This is a genomic window from Caulobacter sp. GW821-FHT05F04, from assembly GCF_059419665.1.
In genome coordinates this window covers 112,539-134,422 of the sequence record NZ_JBWKSF010000007.1, presented here as the reverse complement: position 1 = coordinate 134,422, position 21,884 = coordinate 112,539, and the positions used below count along the sequence as shown (strand labels likewise).

Annotated in this window: 23 protein-coding genes; 14 read left to right on the top strand and 9 right to left on the bottom strand. The window is 66.7% G+C overall.

The genetic code is table 11. The features are described 5' to 3' along the window. Positions 1 to 31: 31 nt before the first annotated feature. Both otsA and otsB read right to left on the bottom strand, forming a co-directional pair. On the bottom strand, positions 32 to 1,447 hold the full coding sequence (gene otsA / locus AC07R7_RS18495; protein ID WP_492884680.1) for an alpha,alpha-trehalose-phosphate synthase (UDP-forming): 1,416 nt from the start codon (positions 1,445 to 1,447) through the stop codon (positions 32 to 34). Then, complete coding sequence (otsB, locus tag AC07R7_RS18490; protein WP_494636197.1) at positions 1,444 to 2,217, bottom strand: trehalose-phosphatase; 774 nt, start codon at positions 2,215 to 2,217, stop codon at positions 1,444 to 1,446. The genes otsA and otsB overlap by 4 nt, the downstream gene beginning before the upstream one ends. A 763-nt stretch (positions 2,218 to 2,980) precedes the next feature. On the opposite strand from otsB, the gene AC07R7_RS18485 reads away from it, so the two are divergent. Continuing rightward, positions 2,981 to 3,478 (top strand): MarR family winged helix-turn-helix transcriptional regulator, encoded by a 498-nt coding sequence (locus tag AC07R7_RS18485; RefSeq protein ID WP_494636196.1) that lies wholly within the window; start codon positions 2,981 to 2,983, stop codon positions 3,476 to 3,478. Between the two features lie 16 nt (positions 3,479 to 3,494). Here AC07R7_RS18485 and AC07R7_RS18480 read toward each other — a convergent pair whose 3' ends face one another. Then, complete coding sequence (locus tag AC07R7_RS18480) at positions 3,495 to 4,337, bottom strand: hypothetical protein (protein ID WP_494636195.1); 843 nt, start codon at positions 4,335 to 4,337, stop codon at positions 3,495 to 3,497. 93 nt (positions 4,338 to 4,430) lie between these two features. Between AC07R7_RS18480 and AC07R7_RS18475 the strand changes: the two genes are divergently transcribed. From AC07R7_RS18475 to AC07R7_RS18455, 5 genes are all read left to right on the top strand, one after another. After that, entirely contained in the window at positions 4,431 to 5,732 is a 1,302-nt protein-coding gene (locus AC07R7_RS18475; RefSeq protein WP_494636194.1) for an SLC13 family permease, read from the top strand. 108 nt (positions 5,733 to 5,840) lie between these two features. Next, positions 5,841 to 6,200 carry a hypothetical protein gene (locus AC07R7_RS18470; protein WP_492838330.1) on the top strand — a complete coding sequence of 120 codons (360 nt, stop codon included), beginning with the start codon at positions 5,841 to 5,843 and terminating at the stop codon, positions 6,198 to 6,200. Positions 6,201 to 6,243: 43 nt separating this feature from the next. Continuing rightward, on the top strand, positions 6,244 to 7,422 hold the full coding sequence (locus AC07R7_RS18465) for a mechanosensitive ion channel family protein (protein WP_492884672.1): 1,179 nt from the start codon (positions 6,244 to 6,246) through the stop codon (positions 7,420 to 7,422). 152 nt (positions 7,423 to 7,574) lie between these two features. Next, on the top strand, positions 7,575 to 8,654 hold the full coding sequence (locus tag AC07R7_RS18460) for an AI-2E family transporter (RefSeq protein ID WP_494636193.1): 1,080 nt from the start codon (positions 7,575 to 7,577) through the stop codon (positions 8,652 to 8,654). 128 nt (positions 8,655 to 8,782) lie between these two features. Then, on the top strand, positions 8,783 to 10,039 hold the full coding sequence (locus AC07R7_RS18455; RefSeq protein ID WP_492884668.1) for a DUF2254 domain-containing protein: 1,257 nt from the start codon (positions 8,783 to 8,785) through the stop codon (positions 10,037 to 10,039). 647 nt (positions 10,040 to 10,686) lie between these two features. Here AC07R7_RS18455 and AC07R7_RS18450 read toward each other — a convergent pair. Beyond that, positions 10,687 to 12,150: an SEFIR domain-containing protein gene (locus AC07R7_RS18450; RefSeq protein ID WP_494636192.1), complete on the bottom strand. Its 1,464-nt coding sequence runs from the start codon at positions 12,148 to 12,150 to the stop codon at positions 10,687 to 10,689. Positions 12,151 to 12,317: 167 nt separating this feature from the next. Here AC07R7_RS18450 and AC07R7_RS18445 point away from each other — a divergent pair, with 167 nt between their 5' ends. Continuing rightward, positions 12,318 to 12,749: a thermonuclease family protein gene (locus AC07R7_RS18445; RefSeq protein WP_494636191.1), complete on the top strand. Its 432-nt coding sequence runs from the start codon at positions 12,318 to 12,320 to the stop codon at positions 12,747 to 12,749. An 89-nt stretch (positions 12,750 to 12,838) separates the two neighbouring features. Further along, positions 12,839 to 13,027, top strand: a complete 189-nt coding sequence (locus AC07R7_RS18440; RefSeq protein ID WP_163230752.1) for a hypothetical protein — start codon at positions 12,839 to 12,841, stop codon at positions 13,025 to 13,027. 24 nt (positions 13,028 to 13,051) lie between these two features. On the opposite strand, the gene AC07R7_RS18435 is transcribed toward AC07R7_RS18440, so the two are convergent. Together AC07R7_RS18435 and AC07R7_RS18430 are read right to left on the bottom strand one after the other, a co-directional pair. Next, complete coding sequence (locus AC07R7_RS18435; protein ID WP_494636190.1) at positions 13,052 to 13,696, bottom strand: GIY-YIG nuclease family protein; 645 nt, start codon at positions 13,694 to 13,696, stop codon at positions 13,052 to 13,054. Next, positions 13,690 to 14,586 (bottom strand): 3'-5' exonuclease, encoded by an 897-nt coding sequence (locus AC07R7_RS18430; RefSeq protein WP_494636189.1) that lies wholly within the window; start codon positions 14,584 to 14,586, stop codon positions 13,690 to 13,692. Before AC07R7_RS18430 ends, AC07R7_RS18435 begins: the two co-directional genes overlap by 7 nt. 132 nt (positions 14,587 to 14,718) lie before the next feature. On the opposite strand from AC07R7_RS18430, the gene AC07R7_RS18425 reads away from it, so the two are divergent. From AC07R7_RS18425 to AC07R7_RS18410, 4 genes are read left to right on the top strand one after another with little or no spacing between them, the layout of a single operon-like run. Continuing rightward, positions 14,719 to 15,048, top strand: coding sequence for a hypothetical protein (locus tag AC07R7_RS18425; protein WP_494636188.1), 330 nt, complete (start codon positions 14,719 to 14,721; stop codon positions 15,046 to 15,048). Next, a complete protein-coding gene (locus AC07R7_RS18420; protein WP_494636187.1) occupies positions 15,048 to 15,629 on the top strand; it encodes an alpha-ketoglutarate-dependent dioxygenase AlkB in 582 nt (193 codons plus the stop codon). Before AC07R7_RS18425 ends, AC07R7_RS18420 begins: the two co-directional genes overlap by 1 nt. A 55-nt stretch (positions 15,630 to 15,684) precedes the next feature. Beyond that, on the top strand, positions 15,685 to 16,812 hold the full coding sequence (gene dinB / locus AC07R7_RS18415) for a DNA polymerase IV (RefSeq protein WP_494636332.1): 1,128 nt from the start codon (positions 15,685 to 15,687) through the stop codon (positions 16,810 to 16,812). Next, positions 16,805 to 16,948, top strand: a complete 144-nt coding sequence (locus AC07R7_RS18410; RefSeq protein WP_494636186.1) for a hypothetical protein — start codon at positions 16,805 to 16,807, stop codon at positions 16,946 to 16,948. The genes dinB and AC07R7_RS18410 overlap by 8 nt, the downstream gene beginning before the upstream one ends. A 28-nt stretch (positions 16,949 to 16,976) precedes the next feature. On the opposite strand, the gene AC07R7_RS18405 is transcribed toward AC07R7_RS18410, so the two are convergent. The 3 genes from AC07R7_RS18405 to AC07R7_RS18395 all read right to left on the bottom strand — a co-directional run bounded on the left by AC07R7_RS18405 (position 16,977) and on the right by AC07R7_RS18395 (position 18,062). Continuing rightward, on the bottom strand, positions 16,977 to 17,198 hold the full coding sequence (locus AC07R7_RS18405; RefSeq protein ID WP_494636185.1) for a hypothetical protein: 222 nt from the start codon (positions 17,196 to 17,198) through the stop codon (positions 16,977 to 16,979). A gap of 109 nt (positions 17,199 to 17,307) precedes the next feature. Further along, positions 17,308 to 17,655, bottom strand: coding sequence for a DUF3768 domain-containing protein (locus AC07R7_RS18400; protein ID WP_494636184.1), 348 nt, complete (start codon positions 17,653 to 17,655; stop codon positions 17,308 to 17,310). Between the two features lie 272 nt (positions 17,656 to 17,927). Then, entirely contained in the window at positions 17,928 to 18,062 is a 135-nt protein-coding gene (locus AC07R7_RS18395; RefSeq protein ID WP_494636183.1) for a hypothetical protein, read from the bottom strand. Positions 18,063 to 18,440: 378 nt separating this feature from the next. Between AC07R7_RS18395 and AC07R7_RS18390 the strand changes: the two genes are divergently transcribed. After that, positions 18,441 to 19,574: a hypothetical protein gene (locus tag AC07R7_RS18390; protein WP_494636182.1), complete on the top strand. Its 1,134-nt coding sequence runs from the start codon at positions 18,441 to 18,443 to the stop codon at positions 19,572 to 19,574. Further along, positions 19,567 to 21,861, top strand: a complete 2,295-nt coding sequence (locus AC07R7_RS18385; protein WP_494636181.1) for a ubiquitin family protein — start codon at positions 19,567 to 19,569, stop codon at positions 21,859 to 21,861. The genes AC07R7_RS18390 and AC07R7_RS18385 overlap by 8 nt, the downstream gene beginning before the upstream one ends. Positions 21,862 to 21,884 lie beyond the last annotated feature (23 nt).

The window sequence follows — 21,884 nt, the reverse complement described above, 5'->3', positions numbered from 1 at the left end:
TTTTCGATTTAGGATCGATCAGTACATCGTATCACGATGCTTTTCGACTGTCGCCGTGCTCTTGATCGCCATCGGCCTTTCCCCGGTCGAGCGCGTTGACGTAGGCGTCGCGCCAGGCCGCCACGTCATCGCGCGACACCCCGTCCATCAACCGCCGCCAGCGGGCGATCCGCTCGGCGCGGGACATGGCCAGGGCCTGGCCGAGCGCCTCGGAGGTCTCCTCGCGGCTGAACGGATTGATGATCAGGGCGTCCTGCATCTGCTCGGCCGCCCCAGCGTAGCGTGACAGCACCAGGACCCCGGGGTCATCGGGGTCCTGGGCGGCGACATATTCCTTGGCCACCAGGTTCATCCCGTCGCGCAAGGGCGTGACCAGGCCGACATGGGCGGCGCGATAAATACCCGCCAGTTCGTCGCGGCGATGGGCGCGGTTGACGTAGCGGATCGGCACCCAGTCGACCGTGGCGTAGGCGCCGTTGATGCGCCCCGACACCCCGTCCAGGCGAGCGCGGATTTCCTGATAGGCCTCCACCGCGTCCCGACTAGGGGTGGCGATCTGCAGCAGGAACACGCGCTCGGCCCAATCGGGATGGTCGGCCAGAAGCTGCTCATAGGCCAGGAAACGCTCTTCGAGACCTTTGGAATAGTCGAGCCGGTCGACGCCCAGGATCATCTTGCGCCCGGTCTGGCTCACCCGCACCCGCTCGAACGCCGCTTGCGCGGTGTCCCCGCACGCCAGCTGCGCGAAGGCGTCGCCCTCGATGCCGATCGGAAACGCCCCGATCCGCGTGGAGCGGCCTTCGGCCGCGATCACGCCGTCCGCGATCGTCAGGTTCAGGTCGCGTTCGACATAGTCGCTGAACGCCTCCAGAGCGTCCCGCGTCTGGAAGCCCACCAGATCGTAGGCCAGCAGAGATTCCACCAGCTCCCGGTGTTGGGGCAAGGTCGTCAGCAGCCGCCGGCTCGGCCAGGGTATGTGCAGGAAAAAGCCGATCCGATTGGCCACGCCCAGACGACGCAGCTCCTGGGCCAGGGGGATCAGGTGATAGTCGTGGATCCACACCCGGTCGCCCGGTCCGATCAGCGGCGCCAGGGTCTCGGCGAACCGGCGATTGACCCGCTGATAGCCTTCCCCGAACGAACGCTCATAGGCGGCCAGATCGGTCCGCGAATGAAAGATCGGCCACAGCGTGCGGTTGGCGTAGCCGTCGTAATATTCCTCCCGGTCCTGCTCCTCCAGATCGAGGAGCGCCACGGTGACTCCGCCGACCTTCTGCATGGAGATCTGGCCGGTGAAGCTCTCGGTCGTCTCACCGCTCCAGCCGAACCAGACGCCGGAATATTCGCGCAGCGCCGCCGCCAGGGCCATGGCTAGACCGCCCGCGGTGCCCACGCCCTCGTCGCTGGGCGGATTGACCCGGTTGGAGACCACGATGAGCCGGCTCATGCGACACCTCCGGGAATGGCCGCCTCCAACCAGTCCAACACGGCGGGGACGTCCGGCAGACGATGACGCGCCAGGGTCTGGCGGCTGGAGGGACCGACCAGCACGCCGAAGCCGCCCGCGGCCTCGGCGGCCATGAACCCATCCTCGTCGGTGAGGTCATCGCCCACGAAGATCGGCCGCGCGCCTTGGAACGGCCATTCGCCCAGGAAGGCTCGCACCGCCTGGCCCTTGTCGGCGCCGGCCGTTCGCAGTTCGGCGACCATGTCGCCTTCCTGCAGGACCAGGCCGGTGGCCGCCTCCAGGCGCCGCGCGGCCTCGCGCACCGCCTCGCAGGCGCTGGGACAGGCGCGGTAGTGCAGCGCCACGCTCAGGCCTTTCTCTTCGACCAACAAGAGCGGCTGGGCCCGGGCCAGCGCCCTGAACACCGCCGCGGCGTCGGCCAGATCGGCGTCGGGCAGCGCGGCGATCTCGTCGCCTAAGACCGTGCGTCTCTGTAAGCCGTGAACGCCGGCGACAGCCGCGACGGCGTCCTCGGTGATCGCGGAGACCTCGGCGACGGTGCGCCCGCTAACGATGGCGAGCCGTCGCTGCAGGCGCTCGGCCAGACGGCGCAGGATGAAGGTCCTTCGCGGGTCGGGTCCGACGTCCTGGGGCCTATCGACGATCGGGGCCAGCACGCCGTCAAGATCCAGAAACAAGGCGCAACCGGTGGTATTCAACGGCGGCGGCGGCGGCAAGGGGTCGGGAAAGGTGATGATTTGGGCCGTCATGGCGAGCTCCATGGCAGGCGCCGGAATGGTCAAATTCGGACGCAAGAACGCCGGCGCGCCGGTGGAGACCGACGGCGGCTCAGGGGGCGGCGCGCAAGCGCGCCGAGCGATCGAAAGGCCTAAGGCTTGGGCGACTGGCCGGCGGGGCGCGACGAGGCGCGGCGGCGGGCGAGCGGAAGGCGTGGTTCGCCTGGCGAGATCGATGATGGCATGACGGGCCCCTTGTGAATGCGAGCGCCGTGCGCGGCGCGGTGGTTCTCCAACGATGAGGGATCGGCCGAGCGGGCAGGCGATCCTGTCGCACGATGCGACGAAAGCGTGACAGGTCCCGACCTAAGCGTCAGGACCCGCCGCAGCCTAACAGGCAGGGTGGCGAATGGGAGACGGGTCACGGGATAGTGACGCTGGCTTTACCGCCCTGCCCGGGCAGCACGCGCAGATGCGGTCCGCGAGGCGGTCGCAATTCTAGATCGTCCAGGCCAAGCCGGGCGCCAGCCCAAGCGCCCGCGGCCGCCATCAGGACGGCCCCGACCAAGGCGATCATCAGGCGTTTGCCCCGAAACGCCGATGCGAACCAGACCATGAACGTCCGCCTCGGCGCCCCCGTGACCGAGTCGCTCTGGGGTGTGCGATCAATCATGGCTCATGAATATCGTGCCACGATGTGATGTCAAATCGAGGGCCCGCCCCCTCTCCCGCGACTCGGCAGGCATGCTAAAAAGCCCAGCGCGACGCGAGTGTTTCGCGCGCCAGGACCTTGCCCGTGACCGCGCCCGACCAGCCCGCCTTCCCTCCTGTCGATAGCCCCGTCGATAGCAATGCAGAAGGCGAGCCGAGCCAGCCTCTCACCGCCGATGACTATCAAGCCTTGGGAGAGTTTCGCCGGGCCATCCGCCAGTTCCTGGCGTTCAGTGAAGAAGGCGCGCGGGCCTATGGCCTGACCAGTCAGCAGCATCAGGCTTTGCTCGCCATCAAGGCCCATCGTGGCCCCGATCCCATCTCGATCGGCGAACTAGCCCAGTGTCTGTTGATCAAGAACCACAGCGCCGTCGAACTGGTCGCGCGTCTGATTGAACGAGACCTCGTCTCGCGACGCGATGACGACGCCGATCGCCGCCGGGTGGTTCTGGCGCTGCGACCGCGCGGCGCGGACATCCTGGAAACCATCTCCAGGCGCAATCTGGGCCAACTGCGGCAAGGCGCCGACATCCTGGCCGAAATCATCGAGGCGGCTCACCGCGCCGCGCCGGCCGCGCGGTAATCCAAGACGAGCAACTCTATCGCGGCCAATCGGCCAGGACCGCTCCGTCCCTGTCCTCGAAGGCGACGCGATCGAGATCGATCGCAAAGAGGCACACGGGCCGATGCTCGGCCGACTCGCTCCAGCAATGGGCCGCCGCGCCATCGGCGAAGCCGGATATCCGCCCCTCCAGGACCAGCTCGAACACCCGGCCCTGGGCTGTGCTGTCGGGCGGCAGTTTCAGGACATGCTCATAGGGGCGCTGGCCTCGACGCTCGGTCCGGGCGGCGTCCTGACCATGCAGGACCGCCAAGCCAAGGCTTGGCTGCTCGACCGGCGTGGGCGTGGCGGGCGGCGCGACCTCTCGCCGCTTGGGGCACTGGTCGCCCGTCAGCCACGGGCGCGGAATCCAGAACCCTTCGACGGTCTCGGTGCCCGCCGGCGTGGGCGCGGCGCGGACGAGCGGCAGGTCCGTCCAGATCGAAGGCCTGGCGACGAGACGCAGGGACGAAGCCTTGGCGTCGACCTGGTAGTAGGCCTGGGCGGGGCCGGGATCGGCGAGAGGGCCAGCGCAACCAAACGCCAGACGCACGGAAAACCGTCGGCCGATCAGATCGGCGCCCTGGCTGGGCGCTCCCGAGGCGTAGGCGTCGGCGGCCTTGGCCGCCGCCTGGATAAGGTCGGCGCGAGAGACGACCGCGGCGGGCGCGACCTTGGCCGGCGGCGCGGCGACCACGGGCGGCGGCGGCTCAGGAGCCGGCGGCGCGGGCGCGGGGCGCGTCAGCACCAGGACCAGCACGACGATCGCCGCGGCCCCGATGGCCAGGGGCGCGATCAGGGCGAACTTGCGGTCCGGGGACCTCTGTCTATTGTCGCTCATGGCTTGAGCCTAGCAGAAGACAAGGTCCCGATTGCAATCGCCTTCGCCCCGGTTCGCGCCTGACGTCCTCTCCGCCGGGTCCGCGCGCCGGCCATGACGCCTGGTCAGATCATCGCCCTGGCCGTGTTGGCGGCGGTCGTGGCCGGCCTCATTCACGGTAAGCTGCGCTCGGACGTCGTGGCCCTGGCCGGGGCGGCGGTGCTGTTGGGCACGCGGACCGTGCGTCCGGTCGAGGTGCAGGCCGCCTTCGCCAGTCCGGCCATCCTGGCCTTGGCGTCGTTGTTCGTCATCGCCTACGCCATGGAGCTGTCGGGTTTGCTGGGCTTGGTGATCCGCAGGGCGACGCGGCTGTGCGCGCACCTGGGCGCCACAGGCCTGTGGCTGGTGATCGTGCTTTGCGGTCTGGCCTCGGCGTTCCTGAACAATACTCCAATCGTCGTGCTGGGCGCGCCGGTGGTGCGCGATGTCGCCCGGTCGATGAACCTGTCGCCCAAACGGTTCCTGATCCCGCTGTCCTACGCCACGATCCTGGGCGGGGCCTGCACGCTGATCGGCACCTCGACCAATCTCCTGGTCAACGACATGGCCCGTAACGCCGGCCAGCCGACGTTCAGCCTGTTCGAGGTCACCCCCGTGGCCTTGATCATCGCCGCCGTCGCCGGCGTCTACATGGTGGTGTTCGGTCCTCGGCTGCTGTCGGCCGCGCCCTCCCCCAACGCGCAGGACGCCCCCGCCCCGCTCGCGGGGATCAATCCCCTCGCCGGTGAAGACCCCGCCCTCTATCCGGTCGACGCGCCGTTCGATCCCTTGCGGGCCGGCGCGGCCTTGGGCGTCTTCGTCCTGGTCGTCACGGTCGCGGCCCTGGGCCTGCTGCCGATCGCGGCGGCGGCGTTCGCGGGGGCCGTGCTGCTGGTGGTCACCGGCATGATCGGCGTCGACGACGCCTATAAGGGCCTGCGGCCCGAGATCCTGTTGCTGATCGCCGGCATGGTCGTGGTGGGCCTGTCGATGGAGGTCACCGGCCTTGCGGCCCTGGCCACCGACGCGCTGGTCGGCTGGCTGCGGCAACTGGGGCCGCTCTACGCCCTGGCCCTGATCTATGGCGCGACCCTGCTGCTGACCGAGATCCTCTCCAACGCGGCGGTGGCGGTGCTGTTGACGCCCATCGCCGTGGCCTTGGCCGAGAGCCTGGGCGTCAGCCCTCGTCCCTTCCTGGTGGCGGTGATGATGGCCGCCAGCGCCGCCTTCGCCACGCCGTTCGGCTACCAGACCAACGTCTTGGTCTACCAGATGGGCGGTTATCGCTATCTGGATTTCGTACGCATCGGCGCGCCGCTCAATCTGATCACCTGGGCGGTGGGGCTGGCTGTGATCCCGATGTTCTTTCCGTTCTGACCGCCAAGGTTCCCGGCCAAAGCCTCACAATATTGTCAGGCCATCGTGTTTCCGCGCCCGATTAGATCGCTCTACGATGCTTCTTGACCGCAACCGGCTGGAGGGAACATGGACGATCCTATCAACGAAACCATTCTGCTGATCTGCGACGACGAGGATCGCGCCACACGTCTGATGGCCGCCCTCGACGAGGCGCAGGTGAGCGTCATCGGCCCCTTCACCACCGCGGGCCTGGCCTTGGCGGTGACGGCCCACACCGGTCCCACCGTGGCGCTGCTGGCCAGCCAGACCACCGGCCAGCGCAGCGCCGAGCAGCTGGCTCAGACCCTGAACGACAATTGGGGGGTCCGCTCGATGCTGCTGGACGAGACCGCCCACGCCGCGGTCGAAACGGTGGGGTGGCGGGCGCCCGACGAGCAGGTGGCGCGCGTGCGCCGAGCGCTGGCCAAAGCGTTCGCGCCGGCCTGACCCGGCCCGCCAATCACACACCCTGCAAGGAGACCCGCTCCCGATGACGGCCAGCGAACGCATCCTGGCGGCCTTGACCGGCCTGCTGTCCCATTTCGCCCAGCTCAGCGCCTTGGCCTGGGCGCTCAATCTGCTTCTGACCCTGCTCGTCGTCGGCCTGTCGATCGCGGCCGGACGTTTGGCCAGGCGTATCGCCAAGGTCGGCGCCCACCGCCTGCCCGGGCCCGCCGACGCGGAGATGACCGTCCGCGCCAACCGCCTGGCGCGGCTGGCCGGCTGGATCGTCCAGGCCCTCGCCGGGGTCGCCGCCGTGCTGGTCATCGCCGACATCTGGGGCTTCAACCTGCTGGCCTGGACCGCGACGCCGCTGGGGGCGCGGATGTTGGCCGGCGTGATCCGCCTGGGGCTCTTGCTGATCGCGACGGTGGCGGTGTTCGAGGTGGTCAGCCTGGCGATCGGGCGGGGCATGGAGGGCTTCGCCGACCATGCGGTGGAACCGCGCCGGCGCGCCCAACTGGCCACGCTCGCGCCCCTGCTGCGGGGCGTGGCCCAAACGGCGATAGTCATCGTGGCGATCCTGATGGCCCTGAGCGAGTTGGGCGTGAAGATCGGCCCGCTTCTGGCCGGGGCCGGCGTCGTCGGCGTGGCCCTGGGCTTTGGCGCCCAGACCCTGGTCAAGGACTTCCTGACCGGCATCTTCCTGATCGTCGAGGACATCGTCTCGGTCGGCGACATCATTCGCATCGGCGACAGCGGCGGGCTGGTCGAGCAGATGACCTTGCGCACCATCCGGCTGCGGGACTTCGACGGCACCGTGCACGTCTTTCCCTATAGCGAGGCGCAGGTGCTGCATAACCTGACCAAGAGCTTCTCCTACTACGTCTTCGACCTGCAGGTATCCTATGGCTCGGACTTGGACGCGGCCCTGGCGATCATGAAGCGGGTTGGGGCGCGCCTGAAATCCGATCCTGACTTCGCAGACAAGATCCTCGAGCCCATCGAGGTCGTCGGGGTCGACAGCCTGGCCGACAGCGGCGTGGTGCTCAAGGCGCGGATCAAGACCCAGCCCCTCCAACAGTGGAACGTCGGGCGCGAGTACAACCGCCGGATCAAGCTGGCCTTCGACGAGGCCGGGGTCGAGATCCCCTTCCCGCACCTGAAAGTGGTGATGCCCGAGCGCCAAGTCTCGGAACTCGCTGGCTTGCGGGCCGCGGCCAACTGACGGGCGTCCCGCGCCGGGGTCGAGCGGATCTCGGGGCGCGCGCCATCACTCAAGCCGGCGAGCGCGCCGTGGGTCGGCCCCGCGGGCGATTCGCCGACGGAACCTCGGCCCTATTGCGACGCTCTCGTCCGACAGCCCCGGGAGCCAGGCCCATGACCTCAGAAACACCTTCGCGCAGCGAGGGCGCGCGCCGCACGATCTCGACGGGCACGCTCGTCCGCGCCGCCGTGGCGCTGGTCGTCACCTATGGCCTAGCCCATATCGCGGCGAAGCTGGCCAACTTGTGGATCCTGATCTTCGGCTCGATCGTGGTCGCGGTGGTCCTGCGGTCCATCGCTGATCCGTTGGTCAAGCGGCTGAGATTGCCAAGCGGACTCGCGGTCGGCCTGGCCGTTCTGATCGTCCTGTCGATCTTGAGCGGGATCGGCTTTCTGTTTGGCCGCCAGATCTTCAATCAGGTGGAGGATCTTTCCACGACCCTGCCCCGCGCCTGGGCGACGGTGCAGGCGCGGTGGGCGGCTTGGCCCTTCGCGAGCGTGGTGCTCGACCAATTGAAGGGCCTGGGGGCCGAGGTCGGGCCCGCGTTGGCGCGCGCCCCCGGGGTCGCCCTGGCGATGGTCTCCGGCTTTGCGACGCTGCTGCTGGTCCTGGTGGCGGGGGTGTTCCTCGCCGTCCATCCCCAAGCCAGCCGCGAGGGTGTGCTGGCCATGATTCCCATGGCGCGCCGAGCCCGGCTGCGCGCGGTGCTGAACGCATGCGGCGCGGCCCTGAACGGCTGGCTGCGGGCCCAATTGGCGTCGATGACGCTTGTCGGCGGGCTCGTGGGCCTTGGGCTTTGGGCGATCGGCGTGCCCGCGCCGGTGGCGCTTGGCCTGATCACCGGCGTCGCCCAGTTCGTGCCGATCGTGGGGCCCATCGCCTCGGCCGCGCCAGCCTTGATCCTGGCCGCGATGCAAGGCGGCCAGACCTTCTGGCTGACCCTGGCCCTTTATGCCGGGGTGTCGCAACTGGAGGCCAATGTCATCACACCGATGGTGCAGAAGAACCTGGCGTCCCTTCCGGTCGTGCTCGGCATCTTCGCGGTCGTGGGTTTGGGTATTGTCTTCGGGCCGCTCGGGGTGCTGTTCGCCACGCCGCTGTGCCTCGTGGCCTACACCGTCATCACCATGCTCTACCGGCAGGACGTCTTGCATGACAAGGACGCCCACGCCCCCGGCCAGGCCAAACCCTAGTTGGCTGCTCAAGACTCGATGCCCGCCGAAGCCGGACGGAGCAGGCCAAGCGTGCAGCATCTTCCCGCTCCAAGCGTTGCCTTCCCAGGAGCGCGCCACGTCCCGCCACACGCCCAGGAGTCCGGCCCATGAGATCCAAATTGCTCAAGCTGGTCGACGACCTGCAGGGCAGCTACTGGTTCTTGCCCTCGATCATGGTCCTGGCCGCTATCGGCCTTGCCAGTGGGATGATCTTCGCCGACACCCACGCTGGATCGGGCTGGATGGACGGGTTGCCCTGGCTCTACGCCGCGCGCCCCAACGGCGCGCGACAGGTGCTCTCGGTGATCAGCAGTTCGATGATCACCGTGGCCGGGACGGTGTTTTCGGTGACCATCGCCGCGGTCGTCTACGCCTCGGGTCAATATGGCCCCCGACTGCTCAGCAACTTCATGAGCGATCGCGGCAACCAAGTCACCCTGGGCACCTTCATCGCGACCTTCGTCTATTGCCTGCTGATCCTGCGGACGATCCGTTCGGCCGACGAGGCCGGCGCTCAAGGCGACTTCGTCCCGAACCTCGCCCTTCTGGTCGGGGTGGCCCTGGCCCTCTGTTCGATCGCTGTCCTGATCTTCTTTATCCACCATGTGCCGCGCCAACTGCATATCAACCACGTCGTCGAGGACGTTGGCGACCGCCTGCTCGCGAGTATCGGCCGCAGCTATCCTGGGGTCGTCGGCGCCCCGGCTCCCGCGCACGCCGCCGACAACGCGCCGCCGTCCATTCCCGCCGCGTTCCGGCCGGACGCCAGCGTGGCCGACGCCGCCAACCGAGCCCTGATCGCCGCCCCAAGCACCGGCTACCTGCAGGTGGTGGAGGACGAGACCCTGATGGCTTTCGCCCGCCAGCACGATCTGGTGCTGCGCCTGCAGCATCAGCCGGGCGATTTCGTCCAGGAGGGTCGTACGATCGTGGAGGCCTGGCCACCGGAACGCTACGACGAGGCCTGCGCCGGGTCGGTGACCCAAGCTTTCGCGGTCGGCTCCAGGCGCACGGCGCTGCAGGATCTGCGGTTCCTGATCGACGAACTCGTCGAGATCGCCGGCCGTGCGCTGTCGCCGGGCGTCAATGACCCGTTCACGGCCCTGACCTGCCTGGACTGGCTGGGAGCGGCCTGCTCGGATTTGGCGCAACGGCGACTGCCGTCACCGCTGAGAGTGGATGAGGACGGCGCGTTACGGGTGATCACCCATCCCATAACCTTCGAGACCTACATGGAGCGCGGCTTCGGAGCCCTGGCCCAGTACTGCGCCGGGGACATGGTCGCCGCGCTCGGCTTCCTCCGGGCGTTGGGCGCGGTGTCGCTCGGCTGCGATGACCCCGCCCGGCTCAAGGGGAGCGCGTAGCCTGCTCCGATTGCACATACGCAGCCGATGTCTCGCGCCCGTGGCGACCGGCCAGTTCATCACTTCCACGAGCAATGTCCTTCGCGCCTATCCCGACGGCAAGGTTAGGGTGCAATCGAAGGGGCCGCTGCTGGGCGTCGATGGTCGGCGGTCGATCCCTGACCCCGTCAACCTTGGCTGAGAGGACTTAAATCTCACCGACTGCGGGATCCGCCTCGGCGAGTTGTTGCCGACGCCAGAAAGCGGCCCCTTCAAAGAGCCATCGATGAGTCAGGCGCGGTAGCCCCTCCTGACTCATCGATCTCGATCTCCCAGCGGTCGTCGCCGGAGCCGCCCATGTAAGTGTGAGACGCCGGATGCAAATCCAGCGAATACGGCATTATATTACCGTCACTCCCACTCAATCATGATTTTAAGCCCAGTGAATTGAAATCACTGGGCTTTTTTAATAACGCGTTTGTGTTTACCCGTGATCAATACCGGTAAATAATAGCGTTTTGATTTTAAATAGGAATTTCTACATTTGACAAATACACATCACTATGATCGCGCACTTTAGTTTCGCCTACAAGCTGGCTCCGCCTATGCGCGTTTACTTTCAAGAACGTTCGCTGACATTCGCCAGCCAGCACGCCATGCTGATCTGATCAGGCAGCCGTCCCCAGGTACTCGCCGTTAGCGAGAATTGGGATCGACGGACGTGAAAAGCCCTTGTGCAAATTGCGTTGCGGATCAGCTTCCAACTTGATCAGTAGCGCTTGAAATTCCTCAAGCGAGCGTACCGCCAGTACGGGAGCAAGACGGGCGAAGAAGGCGGCGGATTCAGCCCGGCTGAAGAGCGCGAAGGGGTGACGACGACGTGAGGCGTAAACCAGAGTCTCGGGATGCCAACTCCCCCATTGGGAGCGCGGTCGCTGGGTGGCGTTGGACCGCAGATAGATCACGAACTCTGCCTGCATGATGTCTTCGAAACTGATCGCATGGCCTTCATAGTCCTCGCGGTAGAGATCGGCGCGGGGGTCGGCGCTGCCAAGGTTCAAGACCGCGTTGCGTCGCTCCAGCATCATCGAATGGCGTTGGAATCCCGTGAAGTCGTGCGCCGAGCGTCCAACGCCATAGTCGGCGTCACGCATCAGATAGGAACGCGACAAAGCGCGCTCGACCAGATCGAAGCGTTCTTCGCGCAGACCAAGGGCGATGGTGGTCAGGAAGAGTTCGCCGACGACGATCTTATGGGCGTCTTGGTCCTCGTCGGAAAACGCGCCGGGGCGGTCCGGTCGCGCCATCAAGTCAGCGAGAACCTCCAGACCGCGCAGTAACTCGTCGGCCAAACGGATGTCGTTGGTGAAGCGCATCACGGCCAGGGCCACGTCCTGGGCCTGCCGCACATACGGACGCATCAGGCCAACGGCCTCCAGGATGTCGTCCCCTCGTGCCTGACCTTCCTTTTCGACGGGCTGGATCAGTGCCAGTTCGTCCCTCAAGCCTTCATAAAATTCACGCAAGAGGCCCAGGGCATGGGGTCGCTCGTTGCGAACGGCATCCTCCAGTCGCTTGGCTCGAGAAGCCAGGGCTGAAGCGATCGGCGCGTTGGCGGCGATGTGGGCCGGCAGCTTGCCGAGCTTGGGTTTCACATATTGTGGTTTGTCGACCAGCCAGCGCAGCAGTTCCTCATAGGCGGTCTCGAAGAGGTCATCCGACTGGAAATTGAAATAGATGCGGCCGCCATAAAACACCGGGACATAGGCCTTGCCGTCGGGGTCCAACTCCCTGATCACCGCGGCGTATTTGTCCTGGGCACTCCGCCCATAAAGTTCAGGGGAGATGATTTGGCTTTCGACGCCGACGCCGCCGGACCGGCCGTTGGCCTTTTCGGCGTAGATCCTGTCGCAGACCATGACCACCTTCCGGATGGTCTTGTCCGTGACCATCTGCTCCATAAAGGCATAGGCGTCGTGGCCCGGCTTGAGGTCCCATTTGTCCACGATGACATCGACGCCGTCTTCTCGCAGTCGCGTCGCCAGGGCCAGGACCCACGAGGAATGCATGGCCGACGACCAAGAGTAGGAGATGAAGGCGCGGGCGGGCGCCTCGGCGTCTTGGTCGGTCATCTTTGGGCCCACCCTAAGGATTCGCCCCCAAGCTTAACGATGAAACCCGGGTGGACCAGAGCAAGCCGAGCTCTCCAACCCTATGGCGCCGTGGGTCGAAGCCGGTCCACCGTTCCCAGCAGGACGAAGACGCTGGCCGCAGACGCGAAGCACGATAAAGCGGACCCATGCCTGCTCCCCTGCTCCTCGCCGCCGCCATCATCGCCTGCAACGCGCCCAAGGTTCATGATGGCGATACGCTGCGCTGCGGATCGGAAAGCGTCCGGCTGTTCGGCGTCGACGCCCCGGAAGTCCGCCGCGGCGCGACACCGGCCGAACCCCTGGCCTACGAGGCCCGCGACGAACTCGTGCGCCTGACGCGAGGACGGGTCGGTTGCCGCTTCGTGGACCGGGACCGCTACGGCCGGTTCGTAGGCCGCTGTTGGTCGGACGCTTCGCCCGACCTGAACGCGGCGCTGATCCGCTCTGGCTTGGCCACGGAATACCGCCGCTACAGCAAGGGCCTCTATGCGGCGGCGGAGGCCAAGGCCCGCGCCGAGGGCCGCGGCGCATGGGCCGCCCCAACGCCCGTCCCGTTGAAATCGCCCGCCACGCCCTGACCCACGAATTCGTGAGGATGACGGCCGCCGACCAATCCGGACCCGAGGCGTTATCGACCGCGAGACTGGACGAGGACGGGAGACCCAGCATGATCGAGCGGACCTTCGAGCCCGGAGAACAGGTGCTGCGCACGGGCGCGGACCTGCCCCATCTCGGCGTTTTCAACGGCCAAGTTTACGAGGTCGAGGACTTCGCGCGCCACCATGCCGAAGGCCTCTATGTCCGGGGCGTGCCCGAGGGCCTGGACCCGGCCTGTTTCCAGCCGCACGAACTCTAGCGTTCGCGGCCCCGGGGGCCTTCGCTAGGAACGCTTGGCGAGTCCCGGGCGGCGAGCCCCGCCGTTGTCGGTCAGCACAGGCAGGATGTCGGCGCGCCGCATCGCCTCGGCGCGAACAGCTTTGACATGCCGGGTGTGGGCCTCGCACGGATTGTCCCTGACGTTCAACGGCAAGGGCAGGCCCGAGGCGAGGATGCGCCGCTCCAGCAGCCAGGGCTGATCGGTCTCCTGCCAGGTCACGAAGGCATGCTGGTCCATCCAGCGATCCAGGACCTGTTCGCCGGCATTGCCGAAGGTGTAGCGCTCGCCCGACCCGACGCGCCGCAAGGCGATGCCGAGGGTGTCGCCGAGCAGGCAGCCCAGCGTCTTGCGCAAGGTCGAGCCGGCGGCGTTGCCCGCATAGTGGGTGCGCAGCCGCTGGCGCAGGGTCGATCGGGACGGCGCCCGGCCGTTGGCCGGCGGTTCCTTGGGCGAGATGCCGACATAGAGCAGGCAGAGATCGCCATCCTGGTGGCAGCCGGTCCGATCGACCGCACCTAGAGGGCCATCGAAGTACCAGGCGTAGACACCTGCCGCCGCCGGCGCGAGGGATGGCCTTGCGAGGACGTCCTGGCGCGACCACAGCCGCGCGCCGGCGCCGACACCGGGAAAGGTCGCCAGGTTCAGCACCGATCCGAGAACCGGTCATAGGCTTCGATCCGCCGGCTGAGCAGCTCGATCTCCCCGCGATAGATCTCCTTCTGTAGAAACGACAGTTCCTCGTCCTTTTGCGCGTCGGCCACGTCGATGTACCAGCAGCGCGGCGGCACGCCATCGTCGCCATTCCAGCGATAGCCGCGAGCCTTGAGCAGGTCCTTCATCGCGAATGGCGAGTTCTCGGCCCAGATGCGCCAGGTGGGCGTGCGCGCGGTTTCGAGAAGCTTGGCCAGCGCTGGAACGCCACTCTTGGGCAGGTCGATGGCCAGCAGTTCGATCGCCGCCGCGCAGTCGTTGACCGCCCGGTGGCGGTCGTAGAAGAAGCCAGCCCCGGCGGCGAGGTAGCCGAGTTTCACCCCCTCGTGACCCTCGGCGCTCCAGTCGACCTGGGTCATCGAGCAGGCCCAGGGCTTGGTCCGGAACACCTCGCAGAACCGCTCCAGGAAGCGGCGGTCGAAGGCGGCGTTGTGGGCGATGACCAGGGCGGCCGGCGCCGCCGCGGCGGTCACGGCGTCCGGGTCGATGGACTTGCCCGCCACCATGGCGTCGTCGATGCCGGTCAGGGCGGTGATTTCCGCAGGGATCGGCTCGGCCGGCTGGCGAAAACCGTGGAAGGGCTCGCCGGTCTCGTAGATCCGGCCGTCGAGACCGTAGCGGAACGGGACCATGGCCAGTTCGATGATCTCGTCGCGGCGCGGATCCAACCCCGTGGTCTCGACGTCGACGAACAGGCCCCAGCGGGTGGCGATCCCATCGGGAACGACGATCGGCGGCCTTGGACCCAGCCGGCGCAGCACCCGGTATTCGCCGCTGGCCCGCAGGGCCGCCGCCATCGCCTCCAGATCCAAGTCCTGCTCCGCCATCTCCTCCGCATATCACCGCTGACGCGGGCCAGACCAGCCGCGCGCCGCCCCCGCCAGCCGAGGTTTCGCGCTCCGGTCGATTGACTCCGCTCGATCATTTGGAACATTTAGAGAACATTCTGGAAATCCGCCATGTCCCCTCCCCTTCGCCGTGGGCGCCTCGCCGCGCCCACCGGCCAGCCACCTCGCGTCTGGCGCCGCTGCATCGAGATGCTGACCCGCCAGCGCGAGCGAACGGGCGATCTTTCGAGCCGAACGCTCTATTTCACCTTCCCGGGCGCCAACGGCCATGCCCGCAGCCGCGTGACGTTCGTCTCGCCCGAGCACGTCCCCGATTTCGCCGGCGAGACGGCTTGGTTCGAGATGGAACTGACGGCCGGGGTTCCCTGGTCCTATTGGCGCGCCGCGCGCCAAGTCGATCCGCCCGCGTCCTCGTCGACCGCGAAACGCGAGGCTCCCTGATGAGCCTTCAGCCCAGTCTCTTTGACCTGCCGCCGCCTCCGCCCAAGGCCATGCCCGCGGGCTTCCGATACCAGCCCGACCTGATCACCGCCGAGGAGGAAGGCGACCTGGCGCGGCGGTTCGCGGCCCTGGACTTCAAGCCCTACGAACATCTGGGTTATCTCGGACACCGGCGCATCGCCGCGTTCGGCTGGCGACGCGACGCCGGTGGCGCCCTGGTCGAGACCGGCGAGGCCCTGCCTGATTTCCTCATGCTCCTGTTGGACCGGGTCGCGGCGTTCACGGGCCTGGCCCGCGAGACCTTCCGGCACGCCCTGATCACCGAATATGCGCCGGGGGCCGGGATCGGCTGGCATCGCGACCGCGCCCCGGCCGTCGCCATCGCCGGCGTCTCGCTGCTGTCGCCCTGTACCTTCCGCCTGCGCCGCAAGACCGGCGACAAATGGCACCGCGCCTCGATCCTCGCCGCACCGCGTTCGGCCTATCTGATGAGCGGGCCATCCCGCAGCGACTGGCAGCACAGCATCCCGCCAGTCGAGGCCCTGCGCTATTCGGTGACCTTCCGGACGGTTCGCGCCTGAGGCAAACCGCTCAAGCATGGTCCCCTTTCGTTCGGACACCGCTACACTCGCCATCATGGCCGGCGACGGGATTCGCAAGATCATTCATATCGACATGGACGCCTTCTATGCGTCGGTCGAACAGCGCGACGATCCCAGCCTGAAAGGGCGACCGCTGGCGGTCGGCCATGGCGCCCGGCGCGGCGTGGTCGCCGCCGCCAGCTACGAGGCCCGCAAGTTCGGTGTCCGCTCGGCCATGCCCTCGACGACCGCCCTGGCCAAGTGTCCGGACCTGGTGTTCGTGCCGCCGCGCTTCGAGGTCTACAAGGCCGTCTCGCGCCAGATCCACGCGATCTTCGCCGACTACACCGACCTGATCGAGCCGCTGTCGCTGGACGAGGCCTATCTCGACGTCACCGAAAACCGCCGCGGCCTGACGACCGCCACCGACACCGCCCAGGAGATCCGGGCGCGGATCCTGGCCGAGACCGGCCTGACCGCCTCGGCAGGGATCTCCTACAACAAGTTCCTGGCCAAGCTGGCCTCGGACCAGCGCAAGCCCAACGGCCAGTTCGTCGTGCCCCCGGGCAAGGGCGAGACCTTCGTCCAGTCCCTGCCGATCGGCCGATTCCACGGGGTCGGCGCGGTGACCGAGGCCAAGATGAAGCGGCTGGGCGTCCACACCGGCGAGGACCTGCATCGCCAGAGCCTGGCCTTCCTGCAGCATCATTTCGGCAAGTCGGGGCCTTGGTACTACGGCATCGCGCGCGGCGAGGACCATCGCGCCGTCAATCCCGACCGGGTGCGCAAGTCGTCGGGTTCGGAGACCACCTTCGACCAGGACCACACCGAACCCGAACCCATCGAGGCCGGCGTCCTAGCCATGGCCGACGACGTCTGGGCCTGGTGCGAGAAGACCGGCGCCCGGGCCCGAACGGTCACGGTGAAGATCAAATGGGCCGATTTCCAGCAGGCGACCCGCAGCCGCTCCCTGCCCTCGCCCGTCGCCGACCGCCAGACTCTGCGTCAGGCGAGCCTGGACCTGATCCGCTCGGTCTATCCGCCCCGCCTGGGCATCCGCCTGGTCGGGGTCACCCTGTCGAACTTCGATCAGGAGATTGCCCTTCGGGACGAGCAACTGGGGCTGGGCTTCGACGCGGCCTGCGTCAATCAGCCCGCAGCGCGGGTCGCCCACCATGCTTAAGGTTCAAACCATGCCGCCAAGACGCCGCCCGACCGCCCGCCTGCTCACGCCCGTCGGCTTGGCGGGCCTGCTGGCGGCCGCCGCCCTGGCCGCCGTCATCGGCCTGGGCCTGATGGTCGTCTTCCAGCCGCGCTAGCCGAAATCCGACATGCGGCGCGCGGCGCTCAACGGATCGACCAGGGTTTGACCGCCGCCAGCATCAGGCCCAGCGACACCGCATAGGCGACCGCGACGACACCCGGCGGCGCCTGGTTGAACACCAGGGTCCAGCCGCCGACGATCACCCCGGCCGGCAGGACGGCGACTAGCAGGCAGCCGATCCAGATCATCGGCGGGATAGCCCACGCCGGCAGCCAAGCCGCTTCCTCGTCGTCATACCAGCCCATGGCCGCCCCCGGATCCACAACCCGGAAGAATAATACACGCTTGAGGCGACCTGAACATCACCTCACGACCCGGCGTGAACCCGGCCCCGCCGAAGCGGGGCCGAACCGTTCAATAGTCCTGCGCCAACATGATCGTCAGCACCCGGCGCGTCACCGCCGGATCGGCCGGATCGGGCGAGCCGAACGCCAGGGCCAGATCGTAATAGTCGATCTTCCAGAACAGCGCCTGGCCCTCGACCGTCACCGCGCCGAAGTCGTGCTCGCCATAGGGGTCGTTCCCGGCGTCGAAGCGGTCCTGGGCCCGCACGGCCCGCACCGCCGCGCCGATGAAGGCCAGGCCCAGGGCGTGGACCCCAGCCGTCATGACCCAGCCCGGACCCGGCTGGCGGCGGAAGGCGTCGTTGAGGGCGGCGATGGCCTTGGACTTGGCGTCGGCGGCTTGGGGATCGGCGGACATGGCTTGCGCTCCTTTCGGGCGCGCCCCTGCGGCGCGCCGGACGCAAGCGGGTCCGGCCGGCAAAGCCGGCGCCGGCCAGGCCGGGCCGAAGGCCCGCCGCGCAGCGGGGCGCGCTGCACGCAGCGAAGCGAAGGAAGCAAGCCGCCTTGCGGGCGCCGGCGCCGCCGGCCAGGGACCAGCGTCCGGCGCGCCGCAGGGGCAAGTCCCGCGCGCGCACCCTTCGCCAAAGCCCTGGATCGCCGACGCCGCCGAAGTGTCCTAGACCGGCTTGGCTAGACCGGCTTGGCGCCGGGCGTGCCGCACTTGGCGAACTTGCCCTTGGCGTCGCGACATTGGGCGGCAAAGGACGGACTGGAGACAGCCAAGGTCAGTAAGGCAGCTGCGGCCAGGGCGAGAGTACGGCGCATCGATCAGTCTCCGGTCGGGGGATCCGACATCGGAGGCCGACCCAGGTTCGATGACGCTTTCGAGGCGCAACTCGCCGCATCCGTGCGTTTTCGAATTGAGTCCCGCCCAGATCGGAATAGCGTCGCCGTGCCGACACCAGATCGGCTCGGGGAAACGTCATGAAGCTGATCGTCGCCGCCACGCTAGTCGCCTTGGTCGCCACGCAAGGGAACGCCTCCTTTCTCGCGCGGTACAAAAATCGTCTCGCAGGTCGAACTCTTTTGGTATGACGCTGGAAGGTTTTGCGGCCCAGCCTAGGATGCAAGATGATCGCAGTCAGGTCGTTACGCGCGAAACTCTCTCGCTTCGTGCATGGCTAGGCGCCAGGGAAACGCGACATGGCTTATGACATCAGCATCGACAAGTCCGACAACCTTGGTGACATCGAGACCAAGCTCGGACAAGCCAAAGCGCAAGCTGGCGCGACATCGCAGATGTTTCGCGCCCGAGTTCCCAGCGACCATAGGTCGGCCTTTTTCAAGGACATCTGGACGGCTACGGCAGTGGCCTCGGGAATGAACGGCCATTCCGCCGCCGAATTGGTCGCCTGGGGCTTGAAAGACTGGTCCAATCAGGACGACGAGGAGGGCTTCGCGCTTTCCTATCCGTGCCTTATCGCGCTGCAACGCGGCGCGCGGGTGATCGCGGACGCAAAATCACACCCGGAGCTCGATGGCCTGCATGTCAAACGCTCCATCAGCCGCCTGGGCGGTGTGATCGGCGCGGGCGCTCGTCAGCGCACAGTTGTGGAACTTGATCCCGACTTTCCCAGCGCGGCGCGACTGACCAGCGGTCCTAGACGTCGCGACGTCTTTTTTGAGTTCGTTCGGGGCGTTCTGGTGGACTTGGAAATCGGCCCCATGGCGCGCAAACCTTTTGCGCCCACCGCACGGGAAAACCCCGCCAAGGGTACTATCCTTGAGTTTCTGTATGAGTTGCACGCCAACGCCTCCGAACACGGCCGGGCAAGTTCGAACGCCCGCTTCTTGCGTTTGCAGAAGCACCAATACCCACATCGTGATGTGGCGATGTCGCGCGCGCCCCATTTCGAGGAGCTGACGGCCTATCTGGCGTCTCAGCCGGCCAAGCCCTCCAATGGAATGTTCAACCTCGTCGAGGCCAGTGTCTCGGATTTTGGCCCTGGGATCGTCGACGGTTTCCTTCCGAGTTTCGCCGGCGGCGGGCATCGGCAACGCCGCCGAGAAGACGTGCTGGAAGATCTCCTCCACAAGCAGCTCAGCAGCAAAAGCAGCGACCCCAATGCCGGCCTAGGCATCGGGCAGGCCTTGGCCGCGGCGCGCGAAATGGACGCCTTCGTGTCCTTGAGGACGGGCGAGTTCTGGCTGACGATGCAAGGCCGGGCGAGCGATGGCGCACGACTGAAGTTCCGTCCAGGTCCGTTCCCACAGGTCGTCGGCACGCACTGGCAATTGCTCTTGCCAGACCGGTCCGCCGGCGCGGACCGTGCATAGCTTCACCTTACATTTCGACGGCGACGACGATGCGCTTGTCGAGGCCCAGGTGGTGCAAGCCCACAAGGGCATGTCACTGCGCACGGTCTTCGACGAGATCTACGATCTCAATCTCGATGGCCGCCTCCGCACGGAGATGCTCATCGTGCGCCTTCCGGTCGACGAGCAGTGGACATTGAGCGATCTCGAGGCCCTCGACGACGAGCGCACAAAGGTCTTGTTCGAGGGACGAGAGGCGGATGTCTTCAGCCGCATTCGTGATCGCGCGGTGCATATTCTGATGTCGCACGGCGGGCACCATGCCCTGACGGGCAATCTCAATCCCCATTGGACCGACGATCCGCTGGCGACATACGGCATTATCCCCGCAGACGCGCTCACGGCTATCCGCAAGGCTGAGTTCGAACACATCCTGGAGCGATCGCGCGCCATCCTCACGGGACCATCGGGATCTCGATTTCGAGCGCCCAGCGGCCGGCTGCTCAAGAGTTTCGTGCGCGTGGGCAACATCCAGTACGATCGCGACGCCGTTGACGCGATCTTCTTTTGGATGCTGCCCCATATGGAGGGCGTCGGCGCCATTCTCACCGACACTTGGTCCATCTCCTCAATCGGCTTCAACTTGGCTCGACTGGCGAGTGTCTATTTCGGCGGACCGCCGCGCGTAGTCGAAATGCTGCCCAGCTACAATGACGGTTCCGATGCGGCGAAGCTGAGAGCCCGCGCCGTGATCGAACGCCTGGACGCGGACTATGTCGCGACGGGATCGGATCTCAGCACTGTGCTCTGTGTCATTAGCGCGACCCAGACCGGCAGCCTGGAACGGCACCTGACCAACATCTTCAGTACCTCCGAGCATGTCTTGGAACCACGGTTTGTCGCCATTTTCGCTCTTGGCGATACGAACCTGCCCAGCCTGCACGACCTGCATCTCGATCCACGCTTCACCGTGCTGGAAGAGGAAAAGGAGCTTCCGAGCGCGCCGGTCGCCATAGACCCGCAAGTCTATTTCCCCCTGCAATTCGAAGACACGATCATCGACATCAACAAGGCAATTGCCGACAAGTCCCGAGATTTCTTCGATCGATACGTGGGCGCTGGATTGATCGAGGTGCACCGCACGCATGAGGAAATCAGCCGGTCACGACACCATGCGATCCACCTGGCGACGGAACGCCTCCTGAACGTCACCGAGTTTGTTACGCTCTACGAGGCCGAGCTCGCCAAATTGCCGAGCCCGCCTCGCCTGATCATCAGCCCGCCGCACCCGGCGGGCTGCGCGCTCGCCAGTCATGCCCAAGACTATTTCAAGCGCCACGGGACCGACGTCGATCGATACGAGCACCCCAATCTCTACTTCCCGCAGGATCATTTGACGGAGGAGGATACGGCTCTTCGCGCGTTCCTCGCCGACGCCACCCCGGATGACGCCCTGTTGATCGTGGACGACGTCTGCATCACTGGCACCCGTTTGTCACAGTATCAGCGCTATATCCGGACCGAAGGCTATCGCGGACGCATCGACTACCTGGTGGGCGTGTCTCGCCCTGCGCACCCCGATGCCTGGAACAACCTGCAACGCTGCTTGCGCTTCAGGCCAGATGGCCTGCCGCGGCATACCGTTAGCAGCGTCGACACCGTCCTTCTGCCCGACTGGCGCGACGACGAGTGTCCCTGGTGCCGAGAAAGACGCCTCTATGAATCCTGGAATGCCAAGGCAGCGCTGCCGGAGGCTTTGCTCGAGCGTCTTGAAGCTTTGTCGCTGGGCGCCGCAACCGGCCTCACCGAAGACCTCTACCTGAGACTTCCCGGCCTTGAGCCTCTGACGCTGGGCCCTCAATCCTTGTTTGCCAACGAGGGCGCGGCCCAGGCGGAAGTGTTCACTGCCATCGCCGCAGCCCTCCAGCATCTCCGCTCGTCGCCACCCGCCGATCGCCTGCCGCTGGGACCACGCCGCTTCCCCGTTTCGACGGTTCTGGATCACAGCGACTACCTGACGAAGAAGTGGACCGACTCCATCCTCCGGGCGACGATGCTGCGCGCCGCGACGGCCGACGAACTGGTGTATGCCTCGAACGCCACCGAGGCGGAGCGCACCAAGGCTCTAACCGATCTCGTCATCGCGCCAGGTCAAGGTGAGCACGAGATCGCACTGGAAGTCCTGCTGGCGGCCAACCTCGGAAAATGCCAGCTGGATGTCGACGGCAACATGATCGCCGCAGTGGGCAGATTTGGTTCCGCAGATGTCACGTCCTACCTGTTTGCGCGACTGGGGAGCGAACAGTGAGCCCTGTCGATGGGCTCAGCTTG

Bases quoted from the DNA above. Each gene is read 5' to 3' on its own strand.
- otsA (WP_492884680.1), bottom strand. From the start codon at position 1,447: ATGAGCCGGCTCATCGTGGTCTCCAACCGGGTCAATCCGCCCAGCGAC.
- otsB (WP_494636197.1), bottom strand. From the start codon at position 2,217: ATGACGGCCCAAATCATCACCTTTCCCGACCCCTTGCCGCCGCCGCCG.
- AC07R7_RS18480 (WP_494636195.1), bottom strand. From the start codon at position 4,337: ATGAGCGACAATAGACAGAGGTCCCCGGACCGCAAGTTCGCCCTGATC.
- AC07R7_RS18475 (WP_494636194.1), top strand. From the start codon at position 4,431: ATGACGCCTGGTCAGATCATCGCCCTGGCCGTGTTGGCGGCGGTCGTG.
- AC07R7_RS18470 (WP_492838330.1), top strand. From the start codon at position 5,841: ATGGACGATCCTATCAACGAAACCATTCTGCTGATCTGCGACGACGAG.
- AC07R7_RS18465 (WP_492884672.1), top strand. From the start codon at position 6,244: ATGACGGCCAGCGAACGCATCCTGGCGGCCTTGACCGGCCTGCTGTCC.
- AC07R7_RS18460 (WP_494636193.1), top strand. From the start codon at position 7,575: ATGACCTCAGAAACACCTTCGCGCAGCGAGGGCGCGCGCCGCACGATC.
- AC07R7_RS18455 (WP_492884668.1), top strand. From the start codon at position 8,783: ATGAGATCCAAATTGCTCAAGCTGGTCGACGACCTGCAGGGCAGCTAC.
- AC07R7_RS18450 (WP_494636192.1), bottom strand. From the start codon at position 12,150: ATGACCGACCAAGACGCCGAGGCGCCCGCCCGCGCCTTCATCTCCTAC.
- AC07R7_RS18445 (WP_494636191.1), top strand. From the start codon at position 12,318: ATGCCTGCTCCCCTGCTCCTCGCCGCCGCCATCATCGCCTGCAACGCG.
- AC07R7_RS18440 (WP_163230752.1), top strand. From the start codon at position 12,839: ATGATCGAGCGGACCTTCGAGCCCGGAGAACAGGTGCTGCGCACGGGC.
- AC07R7_RS18430 (WP_494636189.1), bottom strand. From the start codon at position 14,586: ATGGCGGAGCAGGACTTGGATCTGGAGGCGATGGCGGCGGCCCTGCGG.
- AC07R7_RS18425 (WP_494636188.1), top strand. From the start codon at position 14,719: ATGTCCCCTCCCCTTCGCCGTGGGCGCCTCGCCGCGCCCACCGGCCAG.
- AC07R7_RS18420 (WP_494636187.1), top strand. From the start codon at position 15,048: ATGAGCCTTCAGCCCAGTCTCTTTGACCTGCCGCCGCCTCCGCCCAAG.
- dinB (WP_494636332.1), top strand. From the start codon at position 15,685: ATGGCCGGCGACGGGATTCGCAAGATCATTCATATCGACATGGACGCC.
- AC07R7_RS18410 (WP_494636186.1), top strand. From the start codon at position 16,805: ATGCTTAAGGTTCAAACCATGCCGCCAAGACGCCGCCCGACCGCCCGC.
- AC07R7_RS18405 (WP_494636185.1), bottom strand. From the start codon at position 17,198: ATGGGCTGGTATGACGACGAGGAAGCGGCTTGGCTGCCGGCGTGGGCT.
- AC07R7_RS18400 (WP_494636184.1), bottom strand. From the start codon at position 17,655: ATGTCCGCCGATCCCCAAGCCGCCGACGCCAAGTCCAAGGCCATCGCC.
- AC07R7_RS18395 (WP_494636183.1), bottom strand. From the start codon at position 18,062: ATGCGCCGTACTCTCGCCCTGGCCGCAGCTGCCTTACTGACCTTGGCT.
- AC07R7_RS18390 (WP_494636182.1), top strand. From the start codon at position 18,441: ATGGCTTATGACATCAGCATCGACAAGTCCGACAACCTTGGTGACATC.